Annotated in this window: 15 protein-coding genes and 2 pseudogenes; 6 read left to right on the top strand and 11 right to left on the bottom strand. The window is 55.1% G+C overall.

The genetic code is table 11. The features are described 5' to 3' along the window. The first annotated feature begins 139 nt into the window (after nucleotides 1–139). The gene (locus Q0816_RS21115; RefSeq protein ID WP_298854337.1) at nucleotides 140–1510 is read left to right on the top strand and encodes a nucleotide sugar dehydrogenase; all 1371 of its coding nucleotides are present in this window, start codon (nucleotides 140–142) and stop codon (nucleotides 1508–1510) included. A 104-nt stretch (nucleotides 1511–1614) separates the two neighbouring features. On the opposite strand, the gene Q0816_RS21110 is transcribed toward Q0816_RS21115, so the two are convergent. The 3 genes from Q0816_RS21110 to Q0816_RS21100 form a co-directional block, all read right to left on the bottom strand. Continuing rightward, the gene (locus Q0816_RS21110; RefSeq protein ID WP_298854335.1) at nucleotides 1615–3078 is read right to left on the bottom strand and encodes a hypothetical protein; all 1464 of its coding nucleotides are present in this window, start codon (nucleotides 3076–3078) and stop codon (nucleotides 1615–1617) included. A gap of 730 nt (nucleotides 3079–3808) precedes the next feature. Further along, nucleotides 3809–4825, bottom strand: a complete 1017-nt coding sequence (locus tag Q0816_RS21105) for a ParB N-terminal domain-containing protein (RefSeq protein WP_298854332.1) — start codon at nucleotides 4823–4825, stop codon at nucleotides 3809–3811. A 77-nt stretch (nucleotides 4826–4902) separates the two neighbouring features. Continuing rightward, nucleotides 4903–6315: an AAA family ATPase gene (locus tag Q0816_RS21100; protein WP_298854330.1), complete on the bottom strand. Its 1413-nt coding sequence runs from the start codon at nucleotides 6313–6315 to the stop codon at nucleotides 4903–4905. 400 nt (nucleotides 6316–6715) lie between these two features. On the opposite strand from Q0816_RS21100, the gene Q0816_RS21095 reads away from it, so the two are divergent. Continuing rightward, the gene (locus Q0816_RS21095; RefSeq protein WP_298854328.1) at nucleotides 6716–7723 is read left to right on the top strand and encodes a replication initiator protein A; all 1008 of its coding nucleotides are present in this window, start codon (nucleotides 6716–6718) and stop codon (nucleotides 7721–7723) included. 4 nt (nucleotides 7724–7727) lie between these two features. Here the strand turns inward: Q0816_RS21095 and Q0816_RS21090 are convergent, their stop codons facing one another. Together Q0816_RS21090 and Q0816_RS21085 are read right to left on the bottom strand one after the other, a co-directional pair. Then, on the bottom strand, nucleotides 7728–7931 hold the full coding sequence (locus Q0816_RS21090; protein WP_298854326.1) for a hypothetical protein: 204 nt from the start codon (nucleotides 7929–7931) through the stop codon (nucleotides 7728–7730). Between the two features lie 469 nt (nucleotides 7932–8400). Next, nucleotides 8401–9453, bottom strand: coding sequence for a tyrosine-type recombinase/integrase (locus Q0816_RS21085; protein WP_298854324.1), 1053 nt, complete (start codon nucleotides 9451–9453; stop codon nucleotides 8401–8403). Nucleotides 9454–9675: 222 nt separating this feature from the next. On the opposite strand from Q0816_RS21085, the pseudogene Q0816_RS21080 reads away from it, so the two are divergent. After that, nucleotides 9676–9777, top strand: a pseudogene (locus tag Q0816_RS21080) (IS110 family transposase); the annotation flags it as partial. Between the two features lie 358 nt (nucleotides 9778–10135). Here the strand turns inward: Q0816_RS21080 and Q0816_RS21075 are convergent. Then, complete coding sequence (locus tag Q0816_RS21075; RefSeq protein WP_298854322.1) at nucleotides 10136–11281, bottom strand: acyltransferase; 1146 nt, start codon at nucleotides 11279–11281, stop codon at nucleotides 10136–10138. Nucleotides 11282–12398: 1117 nt separating this feature from the next. Further along, the gene (locus tag Q0816_RS21070) at nucleotides 12399–13928 is read right to left on the bottom strand and encodes a glycosyltransferase family 39 protein (protein ID WP_298854321.1); all 1530 of its coding nucleotides are present in this window, start codon (nucleotides 13926–13928) and stop codon (nucleotides 12399–12401) included. 450 nt (nucleotides 13929–14378) lie between these two features. On the opposite strand from Q0816_RS21070, the pseudogene Q0816_RS21065 reads away from it, so the two are divergent. The 3 genes and pseudogenes from Q0816_RS21065 to Q0816_RS21055 form a co-directional block, all read left to right on the top strand. Next, nucleotides 14379–15032, top strand: a pseudogene (locus Q0816_RS21065) (mannose-1-phosphate guanylyltransferase); the annotation flags it as partial. A gap of 778 nt (nucleotides 15033–15810) precedes the next feature. Then, nucleotides 15811–17010 carry a glycosyltransferase family 4 protein gene (locus Q0816_RS21060; protein ID WP_298854319.1) on the top strand — a complete coding sequence of 400 codons (1200 nt, stop codon included), beginning with the start codon at nucleotides 15811–15813 and terminating at the stop codon, nucleotides 17008–17010. Nucleotides 17011–17208: 198 nt separating this feature from the next. After that, nucleotides 17209–18672 (top strand): glycosyltransferase family 39 protein, encoded by a 1464-nt coding sequence (locus Q0816_RS21055; RefSeq protein ID WP_298854317.1) that lies wholly within the window; start codon nucleotides 17209–17211, stop codon nucleotides 18670–18672. 31 nt (nucleotides 18673–18703) lie between these two features. Here the strand turns inward: Q0816_RS21055 and Q0816_RS21050 are convergent, their stop codons facing one another. The 4 genes from Q0816_RS21050 to Q0816_RS21035 all read right to left on the bottom strand — a co-directional run. Beyond that, nucleotides 18704–19702 (bottom strand): glycosyltransferase family 2 protein, encoded by a 999-nt coding sequence (locus Q0816_RS21050; RefSeq protein ID WP_298854316.1) that lies wholly within the window; start codon nucleotides 19700–19702, stop codon nucleotides 18704–18706. 203 nt (nucleotides 19703–19905) lie between these two features. After that, nucleotides 19906–21732, bottom strand: a complete 1827-nt coding sequence (locus tag Q0816_RS21045) for a glucosyltransferase domain-containing protein (protein ID WP_298854315.1) — start codon at nucleotides 21730–21732, stop codon at nucleotides 19906–19908. A 48-nt stretch (nucleotides 21733–21780) separates the two neighbouring features. Beyond that, entirely contained in the window at nucleotides 21781–22626 is an 846-nt protein-coding gene (locus Q0816_RS21040; protein WP_298854314.1) for a class I SAM-dependent methyltransferase, read from the bottom strand. Nucleotides 22627–23043: 417 nt separating this feature from the next. Beyond that, nucleotides 23044–23553, bottom strand: a 510-nt coding sequence (locus Q0816_RS21035) for a hypothetical protein (protein WP_298854312.1), incomplete at its 5' end; no start/stop codon positions are given.

Raw genomic sequence — 23553 nt, 5'->3', positions numbered from 1 at the left:
ACGCCCATTCCGGGTCTTTGCCGGGAACGACAAATTAGTTGGCTTCGTTTCCAATCTGTCCTATCCGATGAAGAGAGAAGGTTTCCAATCTGCTAAGCTAATTTTAATTCAGTGTGACTTTGTACGATCAGGATAGATTATGAACTACGAAACCTCGCACCATCAGTCCCTCAAGCAGCTTATCGCGGCGCGCGATGCGCGGGTTGCCGTGGTTGGGCTGGGCTATGTCGGCCTGCCGCTGGCGCTGACCGCCTATGACGAAGGGTTCGATACCACCGGCGTTGATCTCAACTCCGACCGGGTGGCGCGGATCAACCAGGGTGATCAGGTCATATCGTATCTGGCGTCAGACCGGATCGCGCAGGCGGTGGATAGTGGGCACTTTCGCGCAACGCAGGATGCCGCAGCACTGGCCGGGGCCGATATCATCCTGATCTGCGTGCCGACCCCGCTGACTGACGCACAAGACCCGGACATGTGCTTTGTCGCCGCCGCCGCGCAGACCATCGCGCAGCATCTGCGCCCCGGTCAGATGGTGGTGCTGGAAAGCAGCGTCTGGCCCGGAGCCACGACCACGCTGGTTCAGCCGATCCTCGAAGCGGGCGGACTGCGGGCAGGTTCCGATTTCTTCCTGGCCTTCTCGCCCGAGCGCGAAGATCCCGGCAATGACACATTCGACACGCACAGCATTCCCAAAGTGGTCGGCGCCGATGATCCGCTGTCGCGGCAACTGGTCGAGGATTTCTACCGCGCCATCGTCACCAGCGCTGTTCCGGTCAGCTCGGCCGCCACAGCCGAAGCGGTGAAGCTGGTCGAAAACAGCTTTCGCACCGTCAATATCGCGCTGGTCAACGAATTGAAGACCGCGCTTGAAGCAATGGACGTGGATGTCTGGGAGGTGATCGAGGCGGCTGCGACCAAGCCGTTCGGCTTCATGCCCTTCTATCCCGGTCCCGGAATTGGTGGGGCCTGCATCCCGGTGTCTCCGGCCTATCTGGCCTGGCGCGCCGCGGATGCAGGATCTGATACACCGCTGATCAATCTGGCCCGCTCCAGCAATGACGCGGTGCCGGAAATGCTGGCGGCACGGATGGCGGCGGAACTGGCCGCGCGCAACGGGTCTGCGCTGGCGGAAACCGGACAGCCCCTGACCGGGCAGCGCATCCTGTTGATGGGCATCGCCTATAAGCGCGATGTCGAGGACACCCGGCGCAGCCCGGCGCTGGTGTTGCTGGACGAGCTGGAAAAGCTGGGCGCCGAGGTCGAATATCACGACCCGTATTTCCCCCGCCTGCCCGAAGGTGGCGAATACCCGCAGCTTGCGGGCCGGACATCCCAGCCGCTGACAGCAAAAAACCTGAAACGTTATGCGGCGGTGGCCGTAATCACCGATCACAGCGCGCCGGATTATGGTCTGATTGCGCGCGAGGCCACGTTGATCTTCGACACGCGCAATGTCTTTGAAAAACAGGGGCTCAGGGTGACGGACGGACGACTGGTCAAGATGTAACCGCCTTGTCGTCGATGGCGCACCCCCGTCGGCCCCAAGAAGGTGTGTGGGAGCGTCTATACCTTCGTAACCCTCTGTTGAGACAGCTAAAATCCGGCGACAAATCACTCTAGATATTTCAATTGATAGACCCCAAAGCGCGAGGAAACATAGGCCATCCCGCTCTTGGGATCGATGACGATATCACGCAGCCAGGGCCCCAGCCTGTAGCGCCGTAGAGATTTTCGAGTCTTCAGATCAATCACGTCAACCTGGTTCGTTAGTATACTTCCGACCAAAAGCAGATCACGCTCTGCATCCAACGCCAACCCACGCGCGCCAAATACCGTGGGGAAGCTGTTCTTTGGTGTCAAAGTGGTCGTATCAAAGACCTGGATGCGAGCATGCACCGGGGAGGTCACCAGCAATTCTTCTCGTGTAACGTCGACTGTAGATCGATCGCTGCGATCGTCCGAAGGGGTGCTGGCGAGCAACTCTCCGCTACTCAGATCGAAAGCATGTACACCTTCATCACGGAAGAAAAAGTTTACGTACATAATTGGTTTAAGAGGATGGGTGATGAGATTTCCGGGATCTACGTCCAGTGTCAACTTGCGCGCCAAGCTATTGGCATCGAATATTTGCACCGAGTCGACATCTTCGACTCGTTCTGCAGCTTCGGATGCTGCAATAAGAACATCCGCCGAAGGATTATAACCCATAATAATTTCACCAGAGGGCACAGATCCCAAAGCACGCTCTGACACGACTTTGCGGCTTTCAACATCCACCAAAATCAATTTCCCAGCTGCCCGGTTGGCGAAAGATATTTGCCTGCGGTCAGGGTCAAAAACGCAGAATTGAGTTTTGTCGGTTATGATCCCCGTGTCGCTCACCTCTTGGGTTTCGGGGAGCAGCACCAGCAACGTATTTGTCCCGTTTCCGCATAAAAAAAGCTGACCCGAAACAGGATCAAACACCATCGAAGCTATGTCGTACTTTGTGTAAATTCCGAAGCGCGGCCCGAAAATCACCTTGGCCTGAGGGGACATAAACAGGTTTTGCCCAATTTCTGCTAACCTAGGAAAAGGGAAAAAAGCAACGATGAGAGCAGATGCGACAACAACACCAGGAATGTAGCGCCCAAAACCGGGCTCTTTGCGTGGTGCATCTGAACCTAGCTTGCATCTTATCCAAAGATAGTAGGGGCGCGGCAACAATATTTCGGCCAGACCAACCGCGCAGATCATCACTGCATCAATTAATCTGCCGGACACCGGCTTACGAAGATATTGCGCCCAGAACGCCCCGGAATTCGCAATCAAAACCCCACCGCTGACAACGCCAAGCACAACTGCGTCACGTCCCGTCCATGGGTACAACGCCCAGCTGACGCCCCCCACGACAAGGACAAACAACGCAAGTGACCGGATGCGTTTTGGTAAGAAGCGGGAAAACAGGAAGATCACAGCCCCCAAAGCCAGGACAATCAATACAAACAGCAGAGCTCTTTCCCAAACCGTTGAAATGACCCCGATTAGGCGCGTCATGAACCCCAGACTACCCGTCGTAGTTTCCAGAAAATCCACGAGAGCATCCCGAAATATGAGAACCCCCGAGAAAATCAGCAGGGGTGAAGCCAAACGAATGAGAACATATGACTTCTTCATAGCTTTGTTTGCTTTAAGTCTTGCACTCTTGCTCCTCCTTCGAGCGCATTGCCGACCATTAACGCCAAATTACCTCTGACATATATGGCCCAACACGTGCGCGATAAGGAAACCGCAGCAGAATGAAAGGCGGCTATCGCTGAGCGTCAAACCTAAGCGGCCTTCAACGATGTAAGCTGGATGTCTGCGCACTTCCTCATAATGCTGCTCTAGATATTCTCTTGTTCACCCCCCAAAAAAACTACGGGTTGCAGTCCAATAATTAACAATTTTACCGTCATGGGCGAAACATATCCTGTTAGATCATACTGAAAATCAACGTTCGAATGACCATAGGGATACCACAAACGATCTCATCAGGCACAGTGAGCATACCCATACAACCGGTTCTGCTGCAGTTTTTTTGATCGTTGACGTTCGTGACGGCAGGCTCAGAGCCCATTGATTTCAAGGTTACAGCATGAGGCACGGCTTTGAAAATGAAGCGGTTACATAGGCGATTTCTTCTGGCTAACGGCCACGCGTATGGCGGGTCTTGAGGCCCATTTTCCCAAATCCCACCAGGCACTGAAACGACAAAGCCAGATCAGGTCCAAGCCCGCAGATCAATGCACCCGGATCTCTCGGCCTCTGTTTCGCGCGCGAAACATCATGTGCCGCGCGCGTGTAGCCAGGCTTTCAGCTCTGCAAGAAATGCCTCAGACAGCCCCTCGCCGGACAGGGTGACCTGTGCACCGTTTCGACTCTGTTTCAACTGAATGCTGCCGAATGTTTCTTTCCCGGGCACCTCGGCAGCGGGTGGTTTTACCCCGTTCGATCCCAGGCTGTTTAAGACACGGGTCAGAGCTGAAATTTCAGATTCTCCGCTCTGGGGCTCGGCCTTCTGCAGCGCCTTGGCGATCAAAGAAGCTGCTTGAGCCTGCTCTTTCAGAACCTTTGCAATCGACAGGCCCAGCCGTTCGGGGATGGCCGAGGCAAAACGCAGATGGTCATCCAGCGCGTGATAGATCGAGATGAACGAGCCGATCTTGGATCGCTTGGCCCGGCTGGCTGACGCAAAAAGCCCGCGCAGGGCGGCAGCTTCATCCGGATAAACCCCCTGCTCTGCTGCCCGTGCCACGATCCGGGCGCGTTCATAATAGCTTAGCCCGACGCGGATCTCGTTTTCCTCGACCATGGCCACGTAAGCGTCTGACGCGCTCTGCGGCTGTCTGAGGAATGCACGCACAGTATCAAACCGTGCCTCGCCCGTTTCCGCAGCCAGCGCCCGCAACGCACTCATACGCCGCCAGCCGGAAATCAACCCATACCGCCCTTCGGCCAGTTCCACGACTTCGATCGGGGTTTGCTGGCCCCGCGCCTTCAGGCTTTCTTTCAGCGCCTCCATATCTGCGTCATCGGCCGCCAGGCGGTCGCGCACCAGATAGGTTTCCTCGATGGACTCCAGCGGCAGGTCCTGCACCAGCCGCCCTTCGGCCCGGGCGGCGCGCAACTCTCCGGACAGCTCTTCCAGCGCCGCCTGAGCCGCCGTGGCCCCGGCCACCTGTGCAACCGGTGGCGCGGCGCGGGGTGTATCCGCAGAGAACATGGATGTCGGGCCGGGGACAGGGCGATTGTCCTCCAGATAATCTGGCCGGGCTGGGGTCAGTCGTTTGCGTTTTGCCATCACGTTCTCCTTTTCCTGCGCGGATCAGACTCTGTTTCGACACACAATAGGTGTGTTTCGCGCGCGAAACATCGCACTCAGAGAGGCAGTTCCGGTGTTCCCGCCTCTTCGGCCTGCTGGGTCAGCTCTTCGCCCCGCCAAACCCCGATCAGCAGCTTCTTGAACGAGGCATAGGTGGCATCAAAGGTCTCCCGCCCACGCACATAGGTCTCGCGGTTGAAATCGCGGTAATCGGCCTCGTAGATGCCATTGACCTGTTCCCCGGCCTGACCGATCAGCGCCGTGTAACCTTGCCAGTGCGGCGACAGGGTCCGGCCCAGATAGGCCTGCATCAGCCCGGCCAGCTCTGCCTGCTGGCTGCCGTCATAGCGGGTGATAACGGTGCGCACCGCATCCCATTGAAACGCCATCTCGGGCCGCCCCAGCGCACGGGCGGCCATGTTCTCTCCATCCTCGATGGACTGGAAGGTGGAATGCAGCATGTCAAAGAACCGCCCCGTGGAGTCAAACTCCAGAAACGATGCGCCCATGGGCACCAGCAGGATGTCGGATGCGGCCAGCCCGTTGATCGTCAGATAGCCCAGGGCAGGGGGGGTATCGATGAAGATGATGTCATACTCGTCCAGCACCCCATCCTCATCCAGCGTATCGGTCAGCGCATCCCACAGCTTCCAGCTGCGGCCCTGCATCCGCCAGACGGGGATCTGGAACTCGGCCCAGTAGAGGTTCAGCTGTGCGCCAATCAAGTCGATATTCGGCCAGTGTGTGGTTTGAATCAGATCGCTGCTACGGACCTTCAGCGCCTCGGACAGGGTGTCGTCGATCGGATGCGGGGCTTCACCCCGGTCAAGACGTCCCTGATTGTCGCGGCGCAGATGGGTGGCGTAATGACGTGCCAGCAGTGGAAACACCGTCTGCCATTCATCGCCTACCTTGCCGCCAAAGATCGAGGTCATCGAGCCCTGGCTGTCCAGATCAATGACCAGCACCTTGTAACCATCCAAAGCTGCCGACATGGCCAGATGAGCGCAGGTCGAGGTCTTGCCAACGCCGCCCTTGAAATTGGCCACCGAGACGATCTTGGCGGGCAACCCTTTGGGCCGGTAGGGGCGATATTCTTTGGCCTTGGAACCTTCCGAGGCAAAATGCGCGCGCAGCCGCAGAACCTCATCCAGCGTAAACCACTTGGCGCCGCCTTCGGTTTCGGACTGCCCCTGCGGTAAATCCGGATTGCCTTTCAGGACCCGGCGAAAATGGGCTGGCGCGACGGGGATCAGATATTTGGTGATTTCCCAGGTTGAAAACAGGCGCAGCTTTTTCTGGCCGTTTTCTTCCAGTCCCCGGTTCGCCAGGTCGCTACGACCCCGTGCACAGGCGTCCGCGATCTGCGAAAAATCATGTGTTCCAGTTGGATCGCCCAACTCGGCATAGGCTAGATCCGGATCGATATTGAAATATGGGGGAAGGCCTTCGGACGGTGTTGCTCGCATTGAAATACTGCCCATGTGCTATGTTTTGAACAATATACCACAAAAGAAGGCATGTGAAAGCATTATGAGCACAAAACCGAATTCTCTAAGCAAAATTAAGGGGTAGAAGCCATTCGAAACGCTGGTTTTGAGCGTGTAGCAAAAAAATATTCAGTTAGAATATTGTTATCTTATAGTTACGGCAGATCGTACTCCTTTATAACTATAAGAAAAAAAAGAGATTTTTGCGTTCTTCGAAGTTCAGAATGAATCTAATCCCACGATAAGGTGACTCTGATCCCACGTTGCAGTGACTCTGGTCCCACGTTCCGGCGGCTTTACGCGTCCTGTGGATAACTCTACGGTGAGCGTCAATAAAACCACGAACAAAGATTCGGGCAGGACATATGGGCGGGGCAGTATGAGCGGGTCAGGGGCGTTGTTGCCCGACCGGCACCCAACGGGCGATTTTTTTGTATGCGATATCTTCGATGCGCTGCCCAAGACAGATATGGGTTCGATGGAGCATCCGATGTTTTCGCTCTCGACCCGACCAGATCGTCGGATCCTCAATTACGAACATAATGGGGTCGAGATCACGGTGACGCCTTCGGTGCGGGGGCTGGCGACGATTCACGACAAGGACATCCTGATCTTTTGCATCAGCCAGTTGATGGCGGCGATCAATGCGGGCCGGACGGTCAGCCGCGTGCTGCATCTGACGGCGCATGATCTGATGGTGGCCACCAACCGCGAAACCAGCGGCGATGGCTACAAGCGTCTGCGTGAAGCGTTCGAACGGCTGGCTGGTACCCGGATCACCACCAACATTGTCACCGGCGAGAAGGAAACCACCACCGGGTTTGGCCTGATCGAAAGTTGGGAAATCGTGCGTCACACCCGGGCGGGCCGGATGGTCAGCGTCAGTGTGAAATTGTCGGACTGGCTGTTTCGCGCGGTGCTGGCGAAATCCGTGCTGACCCTCAGCCGCGATTACTTCCGTCTGCGCAAACCGCTGGAGCGGCGCATCTATGAGCTGGCGCGCAAACATTGTGGCCGTCAGCCCGAATGGCGGATCTCGGTCGAGGTGCTGTTGAAGAAATCCGGCTCGGCCTCACCCCGGCGGGTGTTCCGCAAGATGATCCGTGACATGATCGCTGCCGATCACCTTCCCGATTATGAGATGGCAGAAGAGCCCGGAGATCTGATCCGCTTTACCCGCCGCGGTCAGCTGGTCGAAGGGCCGGATAAACCGATCCTGCCATCAGGGGCACTGGAAGAAGCCAGGGCGATGGCGCCGGGTCGGGATGTCTATGCGCTGGAAGCGGACTGGCTGGCCTATTGGGCCGCATCGGGCCGTCCACAAATCAGAAATCCACAACGGGCATTTCTTGGCTATGTGGCCAAAAGGGTCGCCGGGCGGGATTAGGCGCTTAGCTGGAATAGGCGGGGTTTTGTTTCTGCACGCGTGTCTTCACGGTTTTGACAGTGCCGATGATGATGAGAGCAGCAATGATGAACACCCACCCGAAGAGGATATAGCTGCCCAGAGCCATAAGGATGGATGCACCGGAGAACAAAGCAACCCCAGCGGCGCACAGGCCAACAAGAATGGCTATTCCGATAATTCCCATCATGTTCTCCAAGTCCTCCGGCTATGGTCTTGGTCTGGCCAGACCTAGGTGAGCGCCGTCATGCCATTGAGCAGATGCCCAAAATGATTCCGCAACGAAATCATGGCAAAACTTTGAACCACCGAGGGTTAAAATTTGGTTATTTTTACCGGAAGGAGCATTGCTCCACTACTCGTGCGACACTGCGTTTTTATTATTGAGACATGAACATGTCTTGCATTTCTGCTTTGTAACTTATGTCTGGCAGTCCTGCATGGCAATGGAGGTTCGCCAAAACGTGCAAAGGTCCGCTTATCTTACTTTGATCACAAGAGGCGGCCGGTATTGGCCACAGTCATTTTAGCAGGGGAAATCAGTTCTTCTGCTTGCCTCATATGCAAGAAGACAAACGCTCAAGACACGCAATCAAGGTGCTGAAGAGAGAGATAAGCAGGCATCGCTTCGACCCATGCCGGGAGAAAGGGTCTTAAACCTATCCCAACAGATCGGTTGCGGGATTTTCTGTTATATCGACATCGTCATAATATTTCTGCGCCTGGGCCATGGAGCGGTGCAGCGACAGGCGCATGGCGGCCTGGATCGGGGCACCGTCCAGTGCGGCTTGGGTCAGAAAGCCCGACCGCAACCCGTGCGGTGAGGCAAAATCTTCGGGCAATCCGGCCAGCCTGAGGCGATGTTTCACGATCTGATAGATCGCATCCGGCGACAGGCGGCGTTTCAGCACCCGATCCGCCTTGGAGACAGGGCGGAACAGGGGACCATCTGTGATCTGCCCAACCTCGATCCAATGCACCAGCGCCTGCGCGGCGCGGCCCTTCAGCACCAGCCGCGGCGTCTCGCCCCTGGCTGTGGTCTTGGTCTCCAGCAGGGACAGCCAGACCACGCCTGATTTGTCGAACTCCTTGCATGACACATCCTCGCGCATCAGCCCGGTGATCTCGGACCGGCGCCGCCCGCCGCTGGCCCAGCCCAGCATCAGAATGGCCCGGTCGCGGCAATCCCGGCGGGTGCCCTGACAGGTGGCCAGCAACTGTTCCAGCACGCCGCGGGTGATCGGATGGGCGGATTTCGGGGCAGGGGGCCGGGCGGCCGCCCGGCGCGCCTTGGCGCGGGCCTGTTTCACCTGAGGCGCGCCGAAGGGGCTGGAAAGGTTCTTCATCCGGTGAAAGGCCAGCCACGACGCGATGCGCCGGTCCAGTGTTGACGGGGCAGGGCAGGCCAGCGATTTGCGCAGCCCTTGTGCGATCAGCGCTTCTGCCGTTTGACGGGCGATGTCTTCCTCTGGCGCGTCGCCAAGATCGCGGGCGTGATCGAGAATGAAGGTGAGCGCCCTGGCTTCACTCTCGGGCCAGTCCAACGCCGATCCAAAGCGCGCCTCTTTCCACGCTGTTACGTAGAGCAGGTCGCGCTCATAAGCCCTCAGCGTATTGGCGGGCGTGCCACGCACATAGAGGTCGGTCAGGGCGTCCTGGTCTGCCTGGGACAGGGCAGGGGAGGCGGGGAGATATGCGGCTGGTGGCTTCATGGCTGCTATTCTGCGCGCGTTTTGCGGTGAATTCAATAAACATGATAAGAGATACTTATCAGAAATAGAAACGAAAAATCAAAATTGGCAATATAGAATGCACAACACCAGAGAAATGAGTATTGTTCGAAATTCAGATTGAAATCATTACCTTAAAGACGATCTCGACCAGAGCTCTCTTAGGCTCAGACCCCACTGTTTCACGCTCAAGATCGGGCGGTTGTTCCTGTTAAAAGTGAGGAATCCCAAGGCGCAGCAATGGTTTTTCGAGCTCGGGAGCTTCTGGTTCGCCAACGCACACAGCCGATCAATGCCTTAGCTGGTTGGTGACTTGTGGATAGCCAACCATTGAGGGCACAAGATCGGGGCAAATGAACTAGAATGTATCTGTGTCCAGAAATTGAGGGCACAGTGACACCTGTCTTATTGGGGCGCTCGCTATCAGAATTGCACTCGACCTGACAGGAGGAACACAGTTTGCGGTAGAACCAACTCTCCTTATGAGTGAGGGAACATCGGGGAGCAGGTCAGTGACAATACTGAAAAAATATAACCGATCATCACACTCTACTCCTGTCTAATTCGAATATGTGATGGCAGAGCTGCGTGAGATCTGATTTTGGTGCAGGCTTGCGACATTGTCTTGTTAAATCGACAGTGCCGATCGAGAGCCCTTCGTTATTCACTTCTTCTGTGGCCAAACCTTTTGTGGATCTCGCCGCGTTTCTCTTTTTGCACGGTTTCTTCTAGTAAATTTAGAGCGCTTTTGATGCTGCTCTACCGCACGGTTTAAAATGTTGTTTGTGTTTCGGATTAGAAGCGTTTCAATTTTTAAGTAATAAAGATGTGCAACGGCAATATTGACTAAATACAGTAATGCTACAAAAGCTAGAAAAATTAAATAGTTGAGGCTGCTGTATGTAGGCAAAAAATGAACTAGAACTGGAATCAAAATCGCATGAATAAGATAAAGTGCGTATGATGAATCGCCTAGGGGACTTAATTTTCGAAACAGCTTTAACCCCCATCCGCTGCGTTCAAGCATGACTAATCCGGCAACCAGAAGAATACTTGGCGCACCCCAAAGAACGATTGCAGGGTAGGCGTGGTAGTCAACTGCGACACTTACTGCAAATCCAAGTATTGCAGCCAAAACCATGACAGCGCCTTGCCAGGCAGGGACGGGGGAAGAGCGAATAGCAAACAGGCCAATAACTGCCCCAGCTGCGAACTCCAATAGTAGACCACTGGTTATTAGTTTTGGTAATCCAAATGCGATACCGCTAGGCGGTTTCCAGAAAACACCAATTGTTGTGCTGACAAGAAAAATGGCACCCAGCCAGATTACTCGTTGCTGCAACGAGACACGAAGCGCGATCAGTACAGCAAAAATGATGTAAAAATAGACTTCGTAAGCCAGAGTCCAACCGACATCGATTATAGCGCTTGCACCTTTGGGTAAGAGTAGAACAAACCCGATCCAAATTGTGAGTTGGTCAGGAAGCATTCGGCCGGTCAGGATAGCCAGAAGGATGCCGATAAGGGCAACCAACCAATAGGATGGGTAGATACGAGAAAAACGTTTCCGGAGAAATTTCCTCCAGTTTCCGCTGTTGTCTTGGTTCGTCCACATCATAATAAAGCCACTGATGACAAAAAAGATATGGACGCCGGATGCTCCCAGGCCGGCGATATATGTTGTGTTTGGGAAAGAGACGCCGAAGCTCTGATGCAGCCAAAATACGCAGTGGAAAAGGGTAACGATAGAGGCGGCAATCGCCCGAAGCGCCTGAATCGAATGAAGCAATGGCAAATCCTGAGACTGCAACTTTAGACAACCTATTAGAGCGTGGTAACTTTCGTCAAGCAGTTTGCGAAGCTGGCGGCCTAAGCTCAGGACTTCGGTAACGGGGCCGTCTCAGCCAAGCTGGTTTGCGCAGAATAACTGATCCGCCAAGGTGGTGTAGCTTCACCTCGTTCGTGTCCGCCTGCTTTCTGTCACGGCCTACGGTTGAGATCCTTCCGGTGCATGCTTCGGTTCGAGGTCAGCGCGGTGGCTGCCAACATGATGCTGGTTCGATGTAAATCAGATGTGCCCATCTCATTGGCGTGCTTGATTGAAGTCAGCGACTGTCCTGACCACGGTATCATCGGAGCCACGCCTCTGCGGGAAGCGTGCAGAAATTGCCATTATGAACTTGAACGTGCCGGTTTGTGACGGGCGCTGGTCGGGCAGCCCATGCGGTGCATGATTGCCCTGCGCCGGTCCACCGGCACCGACGCCTGCTGGCTGGAAAAGGGGGCGGAAAATCCAACTAACTCACCTGTTCAGATTTGTCGGGCCACCTCTCTTTTTTTCCCGGCGTGGAAATTACCTCCAAGAGAAAAACTGTTCCGGGAGTAATTTGAGAAAATACAGATTTCTAAAATCACCCCCGGTTTCCTCTTGGAGAGTGTGACAGGATAAGGTGGTTGTGTTACAAATTCGATTTACTATGGGATGTTGTAAGCCCGTCAATGAGCCGCACCGTCGAAACACCACCTTTTCCTTTCGCTCGTGAGTAGATGCGTTGGAGCATCCGGAGGTTGCTGCGACTCTGTTCGAGGCCCGTCGATGTTACCAAGGATGATGCGAAGGCTTTGACATCCAGCACCTATGCAAGGAACTTCGTAACGGCAGGCTTGTTGCGGCATTGTGAAAGCACAAATCTGACTTGGGTGATCTAAGTCTGAAATCTCCTCCAGTTTTGTTTAGAGTTCGCCCAACTTGAGGCGATACCCGTCTTTGGATCAGCGACAAGCAGAGTTTTCTGGATTCAATCAGGGTGACGGGCCGATTTAGAATAGCTCCGATCTTTTTGATTTTGACCAAAAGCCGATCAAAAGAAAGAAAACGGGAACCGCTCCTATCTTCCACAGACCCGGATCAGAATACCGGTTCGCCATCATTCATGCACCCAAAATGGGGTCGGAACTTTGGGTGCGTCACTTGTTGAAACAGGGATGGCCCTAGTCAGTGAAATTTCGCGCCCTTTGTCAGTCTGAACTATGATCTCAACGTTATATCCCCCGGTGTCATCCCTGGCCGCAGCCGCGTCAGAGTGCGGGACCTTTAGAAACAGGCCCGGATCTGAAGATGTGCAATAGGGTGAGGTATTGCTGTCGCTTTGGACTGCGCGAGTTGTAACTCGAATATCCGTTACTTCGATCCACTTGTCGCAGATGTCGCAAAAATCGAAGTTGGCTCTGAACAAGCGGCACCCAGACGGGTCCGGGTAGGCGGCCCTTGGAGTGATCACGAGCCTATAGGACTGCATCCCGTAATTTCTGAATACGAGACTTGACAGGCTCATGACCGTGGCAATGGTCATGCATACTGCAACTGCAGGGCCCAAAAGCCGCTTTTCGGACGCGTAACCCACCAGCAGCGCAGATGGTATGAGCGCGACGGCCATCCATCCAAAAAACCTGTAGAAATTCCCCTCGCGGGGGCCGACAAAACTGAACCCGACCAGCAGGACCAAGATAATACAGACGAAAAGAACAGGTATTTTTCTGTCTTCGACTGTTGAGGTTCCCACCCGCAGCGCTGCCAGTATTGAAAGGAATACCGCCAGCCCGAATGCGCCGTTCATTGCCGCATATTCCCGACCTTCAAGATGGAAATTACGGCCCAGAACTGCCTGAAACAGAAAGTCGAAAGGTTCACGTCCGAAGAACGATAGAAACGCAGCGGTGAAGTCCAGTCCACCCAGGCCTTGCGCGAAGTGTCCCCAGCCGAGTTGGTCGGCGTCCCGCTCAGAGAGATTGGCTGCAATATCGGGTGAGGCAATAACAAGCCCTAACAAGATGGGCCCCGCCAGATACTTAGGTCTTAACATGCCCCATGCCCCCGAGAGGGCGACAGCACCCAGCGCAAAGGGCAGCATCAGTGCACCCAGTTCGTATAACAGGAAACCTAAGGCGCTGAACGCTGCCACGAGGTAAAAGAATTTTGGCCTGTTTTCCAGGATGGCTCGCACGAGAAAGTAGATGGCTGCACATTGTAGCAGAAGATAGTGACTCATCTGAATGGCCGTTGCGGACACTACAATGTGGAACTCATTCAGAGCTACGAAAAGAGTTGAGAAGAGCGCAGCAAGATTGCCAAAAAGATATTTTGCAAACAAACCGATGAAGGCAACGAAGGCGACGCCCGATACAATGCTGAAAAACCGATAACCAAAGTGGGTTTCCCCGAAAATTTCAGATCCGAAATATGCGAGGTAAGCTGTAATGGCCCCGTGAACACGGGCACGTATAGGAAGATAAGGATCTTCACTGTCAAAGGATATCTGCGAGGCTGTTACCAACCAGTCTCGTTCTTCATCCCAGAGGTAGCCAGAATTGAGCGCCAAATAAACACGGAGCAATGCCGCGATCACCACCAAGCCACTAAACAGTATCCAAAAGCGGCACTCTGATTTTGCTTTCACCAATCACACCTTTTAACCAGAAACATACTTTCGAAAATACATACTTATGTCTGTAGCTTGAATTATTCTTACGACACGTCAATCAAATAACATTGCGGAACAATGTTTCCCGTCCGCTGAACCCGGCCTTTTGATCCGTAGCGGGTGTTGTCACGCTGCTATATCAGCGCAACGCCAGGGGAGGAGTGCGTCGAAACATGTGATCTTTTGATCGGCAGTTTCGGTCAGGGGCGACCGCAGCGGAGTGCGGCCCCACAGAATATTCGAACAATGAGTTTCTAAGGATGTGTCGCAAACTTTTTGAACGACCAGAGCTAGCGACTTACCGGACACACTTATCCTGCGATTTCTGCAAACAGCCGAAAACCGATCCCGTAACAAAAGAAGCGTCTCGAAAAACCGGTGTTAAGTTGAGAGTAGAAACCTCAATTAACTGACAAAGGTTGTTTGATCGTGTCCATCACTCCTGTTCTTCTCTGCGGCGGTTCCGGCACTCGTCTTTGGCCGCTGTCTCGGAAATCCTATCCAAAGCAGTTTGCCGCCATTGCCGGGGAAGAGACCCTGTTTCAGGCTTCGGCCAGGTGTCTGTCCGGCGAGAGTTATGCCGCGCCCGTGGTGGTAACCGGGTTTGATTTCCGGTTTATCGTGACCGAACAGTTGCAGGCAGCGGGCATTGATCCAGGTGCGATTCTGATTGAGCCCGAAGGGCGCAATACCGCGCCCGCGGTTCTGGCTGCAGCCTTGCATGTGGCTGCGTCCGACCCTGAGGCCTTGCTGCTGGTCGCACCGTCCGATCATGTTGTGCCAGATGCAAACGCATTCCGCGCCGCTGTGGATGCGGGCATGCCAGCGGCCCAGGCCGGGCAATTGGTGACCTTTGGAATTACACCGAATCGACCTGAGACCGGCTATGGGTATCTCAAGCTGGCCACAGCGCCTGAAGGCATCACACCCGTCAAGCTCGACAGCTTTGTAGAGAAACCCGATGTGCATACTGCCACGGCGATGGTGGCCGATGGCAAACATCTGTGGAATGGCGGTATCTTCCTTTTCCGGGCCAGCGATATCATCGCCGCCTTTGAAACCCACGCGCCAGCGCTGATGGTCTGCCGCCCGAAAACGGGCCAGATCTGATCTGGGTCGACACGCAGGGGCATGAAGGTCACGTGCTGAGCTGTGCACAGAGTCAGACCAGAATGCGTTGTCCGGTTGTACTAGAGTTTTGGCCTATGGTCTTGAGCGTTCAGGTGGCTACAAAACGCTGCATTACGCGCTCGCGTTACGCGACGACGTGCAGATCATCGATCTTGATGCCTCCGGCCCGGGACGATTTGCGGCAGAGTGAATCCAAAAGCCGGGTCTCCACATACTGACCTTCTGCTCATGCCAATCCACGCAGGCTCCTGATTGATCTTGCTGCTGTTCTCAGCCCAGCGAAGACGAGCTCATTGAGTGGCTCGTCTCGCAAGGCAGGGCACTTGAAGTGGTCTGGCTTACCTCACAGCACCTAAACCCTCTGAAAGGTGGGAAATCCGGGCGCTGCCGTATTTCTCCTTCGACGATCGAGGAGTTCAAAGCTGCTCTCGTCGAAATTGGCCAAGTCTACCCCTGTCAGGTTCTCAACCGGAGTGGTGGGTCACTTCAGTCGGAGTGAGCATGGTTATTGGTGCATTCCTCCCCTCTATCGACGTATCTATTGTCAAGGATACCTTTGACGGGCTACGCACCTGCCATATGATGACCGTGTTTCAAATGTCTTGGCCCCGTACAATGTCGGATCAACGGTGCTGAGGCTGTAATCGATTTGGTAAGACCTTTCCGGGTGGTGGGTTTGTGTGACGTCCACATGCGCCCCGGACAAGGGGGGTAAGGGGTTTCGTCTATGGCCTATGTTTCAGGGCGATCAGAGCAGGATCCGGATATTGCAACCGGACATTCCACCCGGCCGTTACGCGTTCTGCAATTGGGGCCAGCGTTCGAACGAGGTGGAATTCAGCGCCATATTCTTGACCTGACAGATCATCTGCGGGATCGAGGGCATCATGTCGAACTGGGTGGACCGCCTGGTCCATGGGGCCAGGAAGGGCGCGATGTCGGGTTTCATGCGTTGGACCTGAAACGTGTATCGGAAGACGAGGGTCTCAGTATGATGAGACGGCTAGGAGCCGCCGTGGGCTGTGCGCAAAAACTGCGAAAGATCGTAGCCCGCGGCCGTTTCGACCTTGTTCACTCTCACGAAACCGCCCCTGCGCTTGTCGCCCGGCTGGCGCTTGCCGGTCAGCCGACCCGCCGCCTTTTCACCTTTCATGGTTCAACGCCCGAACGGTATGGCGGGGTGGCGCGCAGTGCTCAGTTCGCGGCTCATGTCACTGCTTGCCCCAGCCATAAAACCCTTGATGCATTGATCGATCGTGGCCTGCCGCGGGCGCGCACAGCCCAGCTTGGGCTTGGTGTGCCACCGCCCCCGGATCAGGATCCCGCTGCAGTTCTGGCGCTGAGACAGGAACTTTTGCGCGACGAGAAAGGTGTGTTGATTTTCAGCCCGGCCCGGCTGGATCCGCAAAAGGGTATCGACCTGATGATCGATGTGCTGGCCCGGCTGGTGAAGGAGCGCCGCGATATCGTGCTCGCGCTGGCAGGTCATGGTCCTTTGGAAGATGTGATTTCGGGTTGGATTGCTTCGGCGGGGGTGAGTGAAAATATCCGGGTTCTGGGGCCGATCGATACCGTCCCCCTGCATATGGCCGCTGCCGATTGCATGCTGCTCACGTCCCGTTGGGAGGCGCTGCCGATTTCAATCGTAGAGGCCTTTCATGCCGGCTTGCCGGTGATAGCGACCGATTGCGGCGGTGTGAGTGAACTTGTGTCTGAACAGGTTGGGCGGCTTTGCCCGGTTGGCGATGCCGAAGGGCTGACTGCTGCTGTGCTGGAGCTTGCGGGGAACGAGGAACTGCGCCGGGAACTGGGGTCCAACGCTCGTGCACTGGCACGTGAGGACCGCTTTGACCCAACCCGGGTGCATGAACGGATCGAACAGATTTACCGTCAAATGCTGGATAAAGCGGCTTGGCAGAGTGCGTAAATGAGAAACAATAGAGAATTATTTTGTGCATTAGTGACTGTTTTGGGGTGTTTTTGAGATGAAACCGCCCGCATCGGAACTTTGTGTCGGTATCCGTCCCGGATACGGTGGGATGCGAAAGAAGGATTGGCATTTGCCGCGCCCATGCTGTCGGTTTTTCTGGGTACCTGACCTGAGCCGAGCTGACTGGAGAAGCTCATGAAACAGCCTTCCCCCGTGCTTGGACGCAATGATCTGGCAATACTCCTGTTCATCCTTCTTTTTGCGGCAATCCTCAGAAGCGCCGGGTTGAACGCGCCCCTGTGGTATGACGAGATTCGGACCGTCGATACGCATGTCAACCTTCCATGGGGGGAGATGATGCGCGAATATTCGATGAACCATCATTATTTCTTCAGCATGAAGGCAAAGCTGGTTTCCCAGATATTCGGGGATCAGGCCTGGGCATACCGGTTTCCGGCGGTCCTGTTTGGTGTCGGTCTTGTCGGGGCAATCTGGTGGCTGGCAAAAGAGGTCGCAGACAGCACGATTGCACATGTTTCAGCCTTGCTCGTGGCTTTGTCCTATCATCAGGTCTGGTTCTCTCAAAACGCGCGCGGATATACCGAGCTTGCGTTCTGGAGCACGCTTGGCTTCATTTTCTTTCTGCGAGGGATGCGCCAGCCGGCAACCGGGACCTGGGTTGCCTTCGGCGTTACGGCCGCTGCCGCTGTCTTCACGCATCTTACCGGTGCATTTTTCTTTGTCGCTCTGGGGTTTATCTGGTTGCTTTCCCTGGCGACCGGGTTCGGGCGGGGCACCTTGACCCGTGAATGGGTATTGCACCCGCTGATGGGCGTTGCGGTTGCGCTGGTTTTGATCCTGCTCGCATATCTGCCGATCTTGCCAAGCATAGCGGGCACCGTAAGCGAGGTTTCGGCGACATCCGCCGTAGACCCTATGCAGGAATATCAGAACCCGCTTTGGACAATTGTCGAAGGCTTGCGGACTGCGGTTGGAAATACTGGTCCGCTGATGTTGTTTGTCGCCATCGGTGGGCTGGTCGTCATCGTATTCGGCGCTGTGGGGGCGCATGCGACGCAGCCGTTGTTTTTCCCGTCCATCGCCATGCATATCGCCGTGACGCTGATCCTTCTCCTGTCGCTTGAAATGCGGATCTGGCCGAGGTTCTTTTTCGTCGATATCGGCCTCATCATTATTCTGGCCGTTGTTGGGTGTCGGTATGGTGCGGATGTGGTGGCACGGTGGGTTCGCCGGCCCCGGTTCGGACGGCCACTCTTTGCGTTGGGTATTCTGGCGATGATCGTGGTGTCCGTGCTCCTGGTGCAGCGAAACTATTCTGCTCCGAAACAGGATCTGGCCGGGGCTTTTGCGCTTGTGGAAGACATCCGCAGCCCGTCAGAACGGATATATGCGATCAATCCGGGCGGCCCGCTTTTCGAAGGTCACTTCAACGCCGACTGGGGAACCATCGGGGATGCGCAGGACTATTCCGAAGCGATGGCCCAGCCTGGCCCTGTGGCGCTCGTTGTTCTGTTCCCAGACCGGATGTTCCGCGCCATTCCGGATCTGAAACGTGATGCAGAGGGGCAATTGGAACGCATACATGCGTTCGCCGGAACACTGGGGGACGGGCAGGTGCTTGTCTATCGGCGCAGATGAGACGCAGCGATTTCGCAGGACGGTCGAGAGATCAGCGTGAATGACCGTCCCGGGGCTCAAGCCCCAGGCTGCTTTCGACAATATAAAGCGGGCGTTTCTGAGCCTCTGCATAAAGCCGCCCCAGATATTCCCCGATAACGCCCAGCACAACAAGCTGCAGGCCGCCGATCAGCAGCACTGCAACCATCAATGAGGCGTAGCCGGGTACATCCACCCCGTAAATAAGGGTGCGTGAGATCAGGAAAGCACCATAGATGATCGCCGCCAACGCAGTCAGCATACCGACATAACCTGCAATCCTGAGCGGTACGGTGCTGAACCCGGTAATACCGTCCAGCGCAAAGTTCCAAAGGCGCCAGTAGTTGAACTTGGTCTGCCCCGCTGCACGCTCGGGGCGGTCATACGCTACTTTGGTGTGCCGAAACCCGACCCAGGCAAAAAGGCCCTTCATAAAGCGGTTGTGCTCGCGCAGCTGAACGACAGCTTGGACCACGCGCCGGTCCATGAGGCGAAAATCGCCGGTATTGGCGGGTATCGGCACGCCTGAGAGCCGGTTGATGACCTGATAGAACTTCAGCGCTGTCCAGCGTTTCATCGCGGTATCGCTGTCGCGGTGACGCCGGACGGCATAGACGACGTCGAACCCTTCGCGCCACTTTTCAAGGAATTTTTCGATCAGTTCGGGCGGATCCTGCAAATCCGCGTCTATCGGAACAACGGCTTCACCCGCAGCTGCATCTAGCCCCGCCGTCAATGCGATTTCCTTGCCGAAATTACGTGAAAAGTTCAGCACCTTGATGCGATTGTCGTGTTCATGCGCGGCGGCCAGAATCCTGGCGGTCGCGTCTGTACTGCCGTCGTTCACGCAGATGATCTCGTAGCTTTCCCCAAGCCGATCGAGGAACTGCCCCAAGCGTTCGAGCAGAGCCGGCAGAACATCTTCTTCATTGAACATCGGTACAATGATGCTGAGCGTCGGGACGCTTTCGTCCGGGGCTTTTCCCCGAGACAGAAATGTGGGGGTGCTCATGTTTAAATTTACCATAACGCGTAGCCTTTCCCGTGCGTCCGGGGATAAGTGACCATGGTTTTGCCTTTGGCTCAAAAAGTTCTGCGTGTGTGCGTAATTTTTCGATTTTCAGTGTCTTTTCATAGTCACTCAATGTCTCATGCCGTGCAGCGGTGATGATAGCGTTTTCTGTGCGGGGCCACGCGATCAGCCAGGCGCGTGCCTTATTCTGTGTTGCCGGATGGATTCCATATCGCGTCGAGTGTCAGCTTTTCGGACCAAGTGACTGTACCATCGCCGCTCACCATTGATACTTCGATCACATCTGGCACCTCTCCGTTCCAACCTGCGGTATAGAAACACCCGCCATGTATGGTGTGGCCGTGGCCTTGGATTACGCTACGAGCAGTTGGCATCGCGGTACTTATAACGTCAATTCTGTCCCCTCGAAGGGAAGACGCACAGATTTCCGAGAACCGCAGAACTGCTTTTGGCGTGACGCAGATACGGCCGATTTCGGGCCTGTCACTGTCGGCGCACATGAGGTTTCCGGAAAAGCCGGGGCTTTGCGACAGGCAGACATAGGCGGCACCATGATGCAGATAGACGGAAGTCTCGGCCGGGAAGGCCTCGCAGGCTTTAGGCCCTTCATACAGCCCGCCGTCAGCATACCAGTCCAGGTCATACATGTCCTTGAAGATGCCCGGACGAGAGTTTCCGGCGTGAAATACGGTCCAGCCGATCATGTCCCCCCAGGCCAGATCGGGATAGTCTATATGGCCGACGATGCGGAATGGCGCACCGTCATACCCTTCCAGCTCCGCGAGCCGCGCCATGATTTTTTCAGCAAGCGCCTCATCACGGTCTCCCATTTCGGACTGATCGCCCCAGATGAAAGGCGCCATGGACGCGTATGTGAGCGCAACGATCAGGGGCAGGCCCAGAATGACGGGTGACCTGAAACCCCGCGCTCGTATTTCTGCATCAACAGCCAGATAGAAAACCGCCGCCAGTAAGCCGACATAGGCGACGGCCCGTGACGGTATCCACTGCCCGTCAAAGGAAAACCAGATCAGCAAGGGCAGCAAGAGAATACCGGTTATGCCCATCAGGATACGCAGGGCATTCACCCAATTATGCGGGTTCCGTATAAGGACAGAAATGCTCAACGCAACGCCCAGCAAAAACCCAATTCCGATATAGGCGGTGTTCAGGGTCTTGATGGCCCAGGGTATTCTTTGTAGCGACCCCCGCCAGATTTGGCCAAGCAATTGAAGAGCCGTCTCAAGCTTGCCTTGCAACTCGTGGAGAGAGGGCATCGCGATACGGTTGGTCGTGGGGACATGGTCATGCAGCTGGGCAGCCAGATGAGCCTGCGCAAAATAGACCAGAAGGCCAAGGCATGATCCGATTGCCGATAGCAGGATGAATATGCCCACATCTCGGGTTTTGTACCGATGGGTTCGGATCATCGAGAGAAACAGGATCACGGCGCCAAAAGGGACAAAAGGCTGATAGAGCGCTGCACAAAGCGCGATGCATTGCGCGCCGATCAAAAGCCAGATCACCCGAGCGCCAAAGCCTTGCAAAATACCCCGTTCAAAACATTTGAAACCGGCAACGGAAAGCAGCAGCGCCAGCGGGAAAGCAAAAACGTGGCTCGAAAAAGTAAGGGCGTTGATCATGTAGACGTGATGAACGCCAAGCGTGAAGATCAGAAAGGTTGCGAAGGGCCGGGTGTCACGATCACTGGATTGCCGGGCCAGAATCCATGACAGCAGAAGGAAGACGCCTGCCGCCAGACCAGTCTGCAATACAGGCAGGAAGCGTTCCTGAAAGACATGAACATAGAGAACCTCCATCGCCCAGCGACCTTCCTCGGTCGTCCAGTTAAGAGGCATCCCACCTTCGGGTGCGCCATGGACCTGACGCCAGTCATCCGGGTTTCTGCCATCCCTGATCAGGCCCGGTGCGGTTGTGAATGCGTAAACGAGAAGGCTGGCGGAAATCGCGTATGGCCAGCGGAATTTGACTGGTAGTGCAATGCTCATGTTATGTGTTTTCTGCAGATACGTGGCGCATGAGTGCCGATCACCCGCTCAGAAATACTCTTTCAACTTGCGGGCGCGCTTCATGTCGGACGGTAGGGACACCGCCGCCCGAACCAGTCTCGCTACCGCGCGCATGCCTGGAATCGTTTTGAGTGCGGACAGCTTCTTGGACGTGTTCAGCAGGTTTTCATAGACCTGATTGTCAGCATGCCTGAAATCCTTGGCATGCAAATCTTCACCATCGTTCTCGGTCGGCGCAGACACAACCGAGGTCGCTTTGCGGTTAACTTCAAACACGACAAAGGATTCAAAAAAACTGATCCCCCAGGTTCGTTTTTCCGCAGCATTTGGTGCCAGTTTCCAGAAACGGTGGTTGATACGATCAACCATGTTCATGGCATATTTGACGAAGGATCGGTTCCGAAGCCCGAACCCCTCCATGTAGGATGTATGCGTGTCCTCCACGACCAGCATACCCCCATCGCGGATATGCGGCAGCAGGCATTCAGTTGTGATGATCTGTTGTTCATAGGTATGGCCGCCATCGTCCAGGAGGATGTCGATTTCACCGACCTCTTTTGCAATTTTCTCCAGAAAGGCCGGATCGCTCTGGCTGCCGATGAAAATTTCAAAGCCATCCTGCTCCCAACGCTTTGCGTCGGGGTTCAGTTCAACACCGATGATGCGGGCTTGCGGCCCGAAGAACTCGCGCCACATGAACAAAGAGCCGCCACTCAGAACCCCGATTTCGACGAAGGTAATTTGCTTGCCGATGTAAGGTGAGAAAAGCTTGTCATACACATCGAAATAGGTCGAATGCTTGCTGCTTTTGTACGGGCTGTTCAGGTAAGCTTGATAGCTTGCTGCGGTCTCCGGCATTTTCTCAGGTTTCATTTCGTGGTCCTGTAATTGAATAAAGTTCACTCGTAAGCAAGGTCATGGCCCGTCTGTCATATATGATGCCGATGCAGGATCATGTGTCGAGACAAATACTTTCTCACTTTGAAATGCCAAACTGCGCAAATTCATCGTGGAACAGACCCATTCGGACAGCCCTGTCTTGAAGGCGTGTTGCAATATGGGGGCGTAAAACTCCTAGGTGCGGTCAAAACCCTTTTCGCATGTGTCGCAATGAATTGGGGCTGCTGGTAATCAGCTTTAAGTCAACAGAGGTGCTTCATAAAGGGCGTATGAGCACAGTTTTGCATGTTCCGAAGTGCGCCGGCCCGGAAAAGGCAGGGGCGGGCCCCAAATCTGAGGCCCTCCCGCGTTTTGATTGACAGTTTCTCTAGCTGGAGGCGGTTGTCGCCATTAAGCAAACAAATCCGCGTATAGATTCGTCGCCCAAGAGTCGAAGAATTCCGCATCACCTCCGATTGTCAGAGAGTCAGTGCCGTCGGCAAAGAAACCGCGGCCTACAGAATCGAAAAACGTTCCGGTCTCATTTGAGGTATCTGCACGGTTCAGAAAGACCTGAATGAAACTGCTGTCGAACCCACCGTCATCGTTATCGATTTTTGCAGCCGGATTTCCTTTTTTGAATATATTCAGGCCGGAATCCGGTTTGTTCCATACAAACCGATCAGTGCCTGCGTCCTCGACCTCTGAAACAGGCGACTGTGTGATGCCGCTCTGGCTGCCCTGATTGGTTATGTCGATCATCAACACGCCCTGAGGTTCGGGAATGTGGATGGGGGTTTCGACTTCGGCCTCTGTTGTGGGCTGGTCATCCCCGGCTGTGGGTTGGTCGTCCCCGGCTGTGGGCTGGTCATCCCCGGCTGTGGGCTGGTCGTCCCCGGCTGTGGGCTGGTCATCCCCGGC

The sequence above is a fragment of the uncultured Ruegeria sp. genome, from assembly GCF_947497005.1.
Classification (GTDB): domain Bacteria; phylum Pseudomonadota; class Alphaproteobacteria; order Rhodobacterales; family Rhodobacteraceae; genus Ruegeria.
Note: the sequence above shows the minus strand (reverse complement) of the source record. Positions and strands in the feature narration are given on the sequence as shown.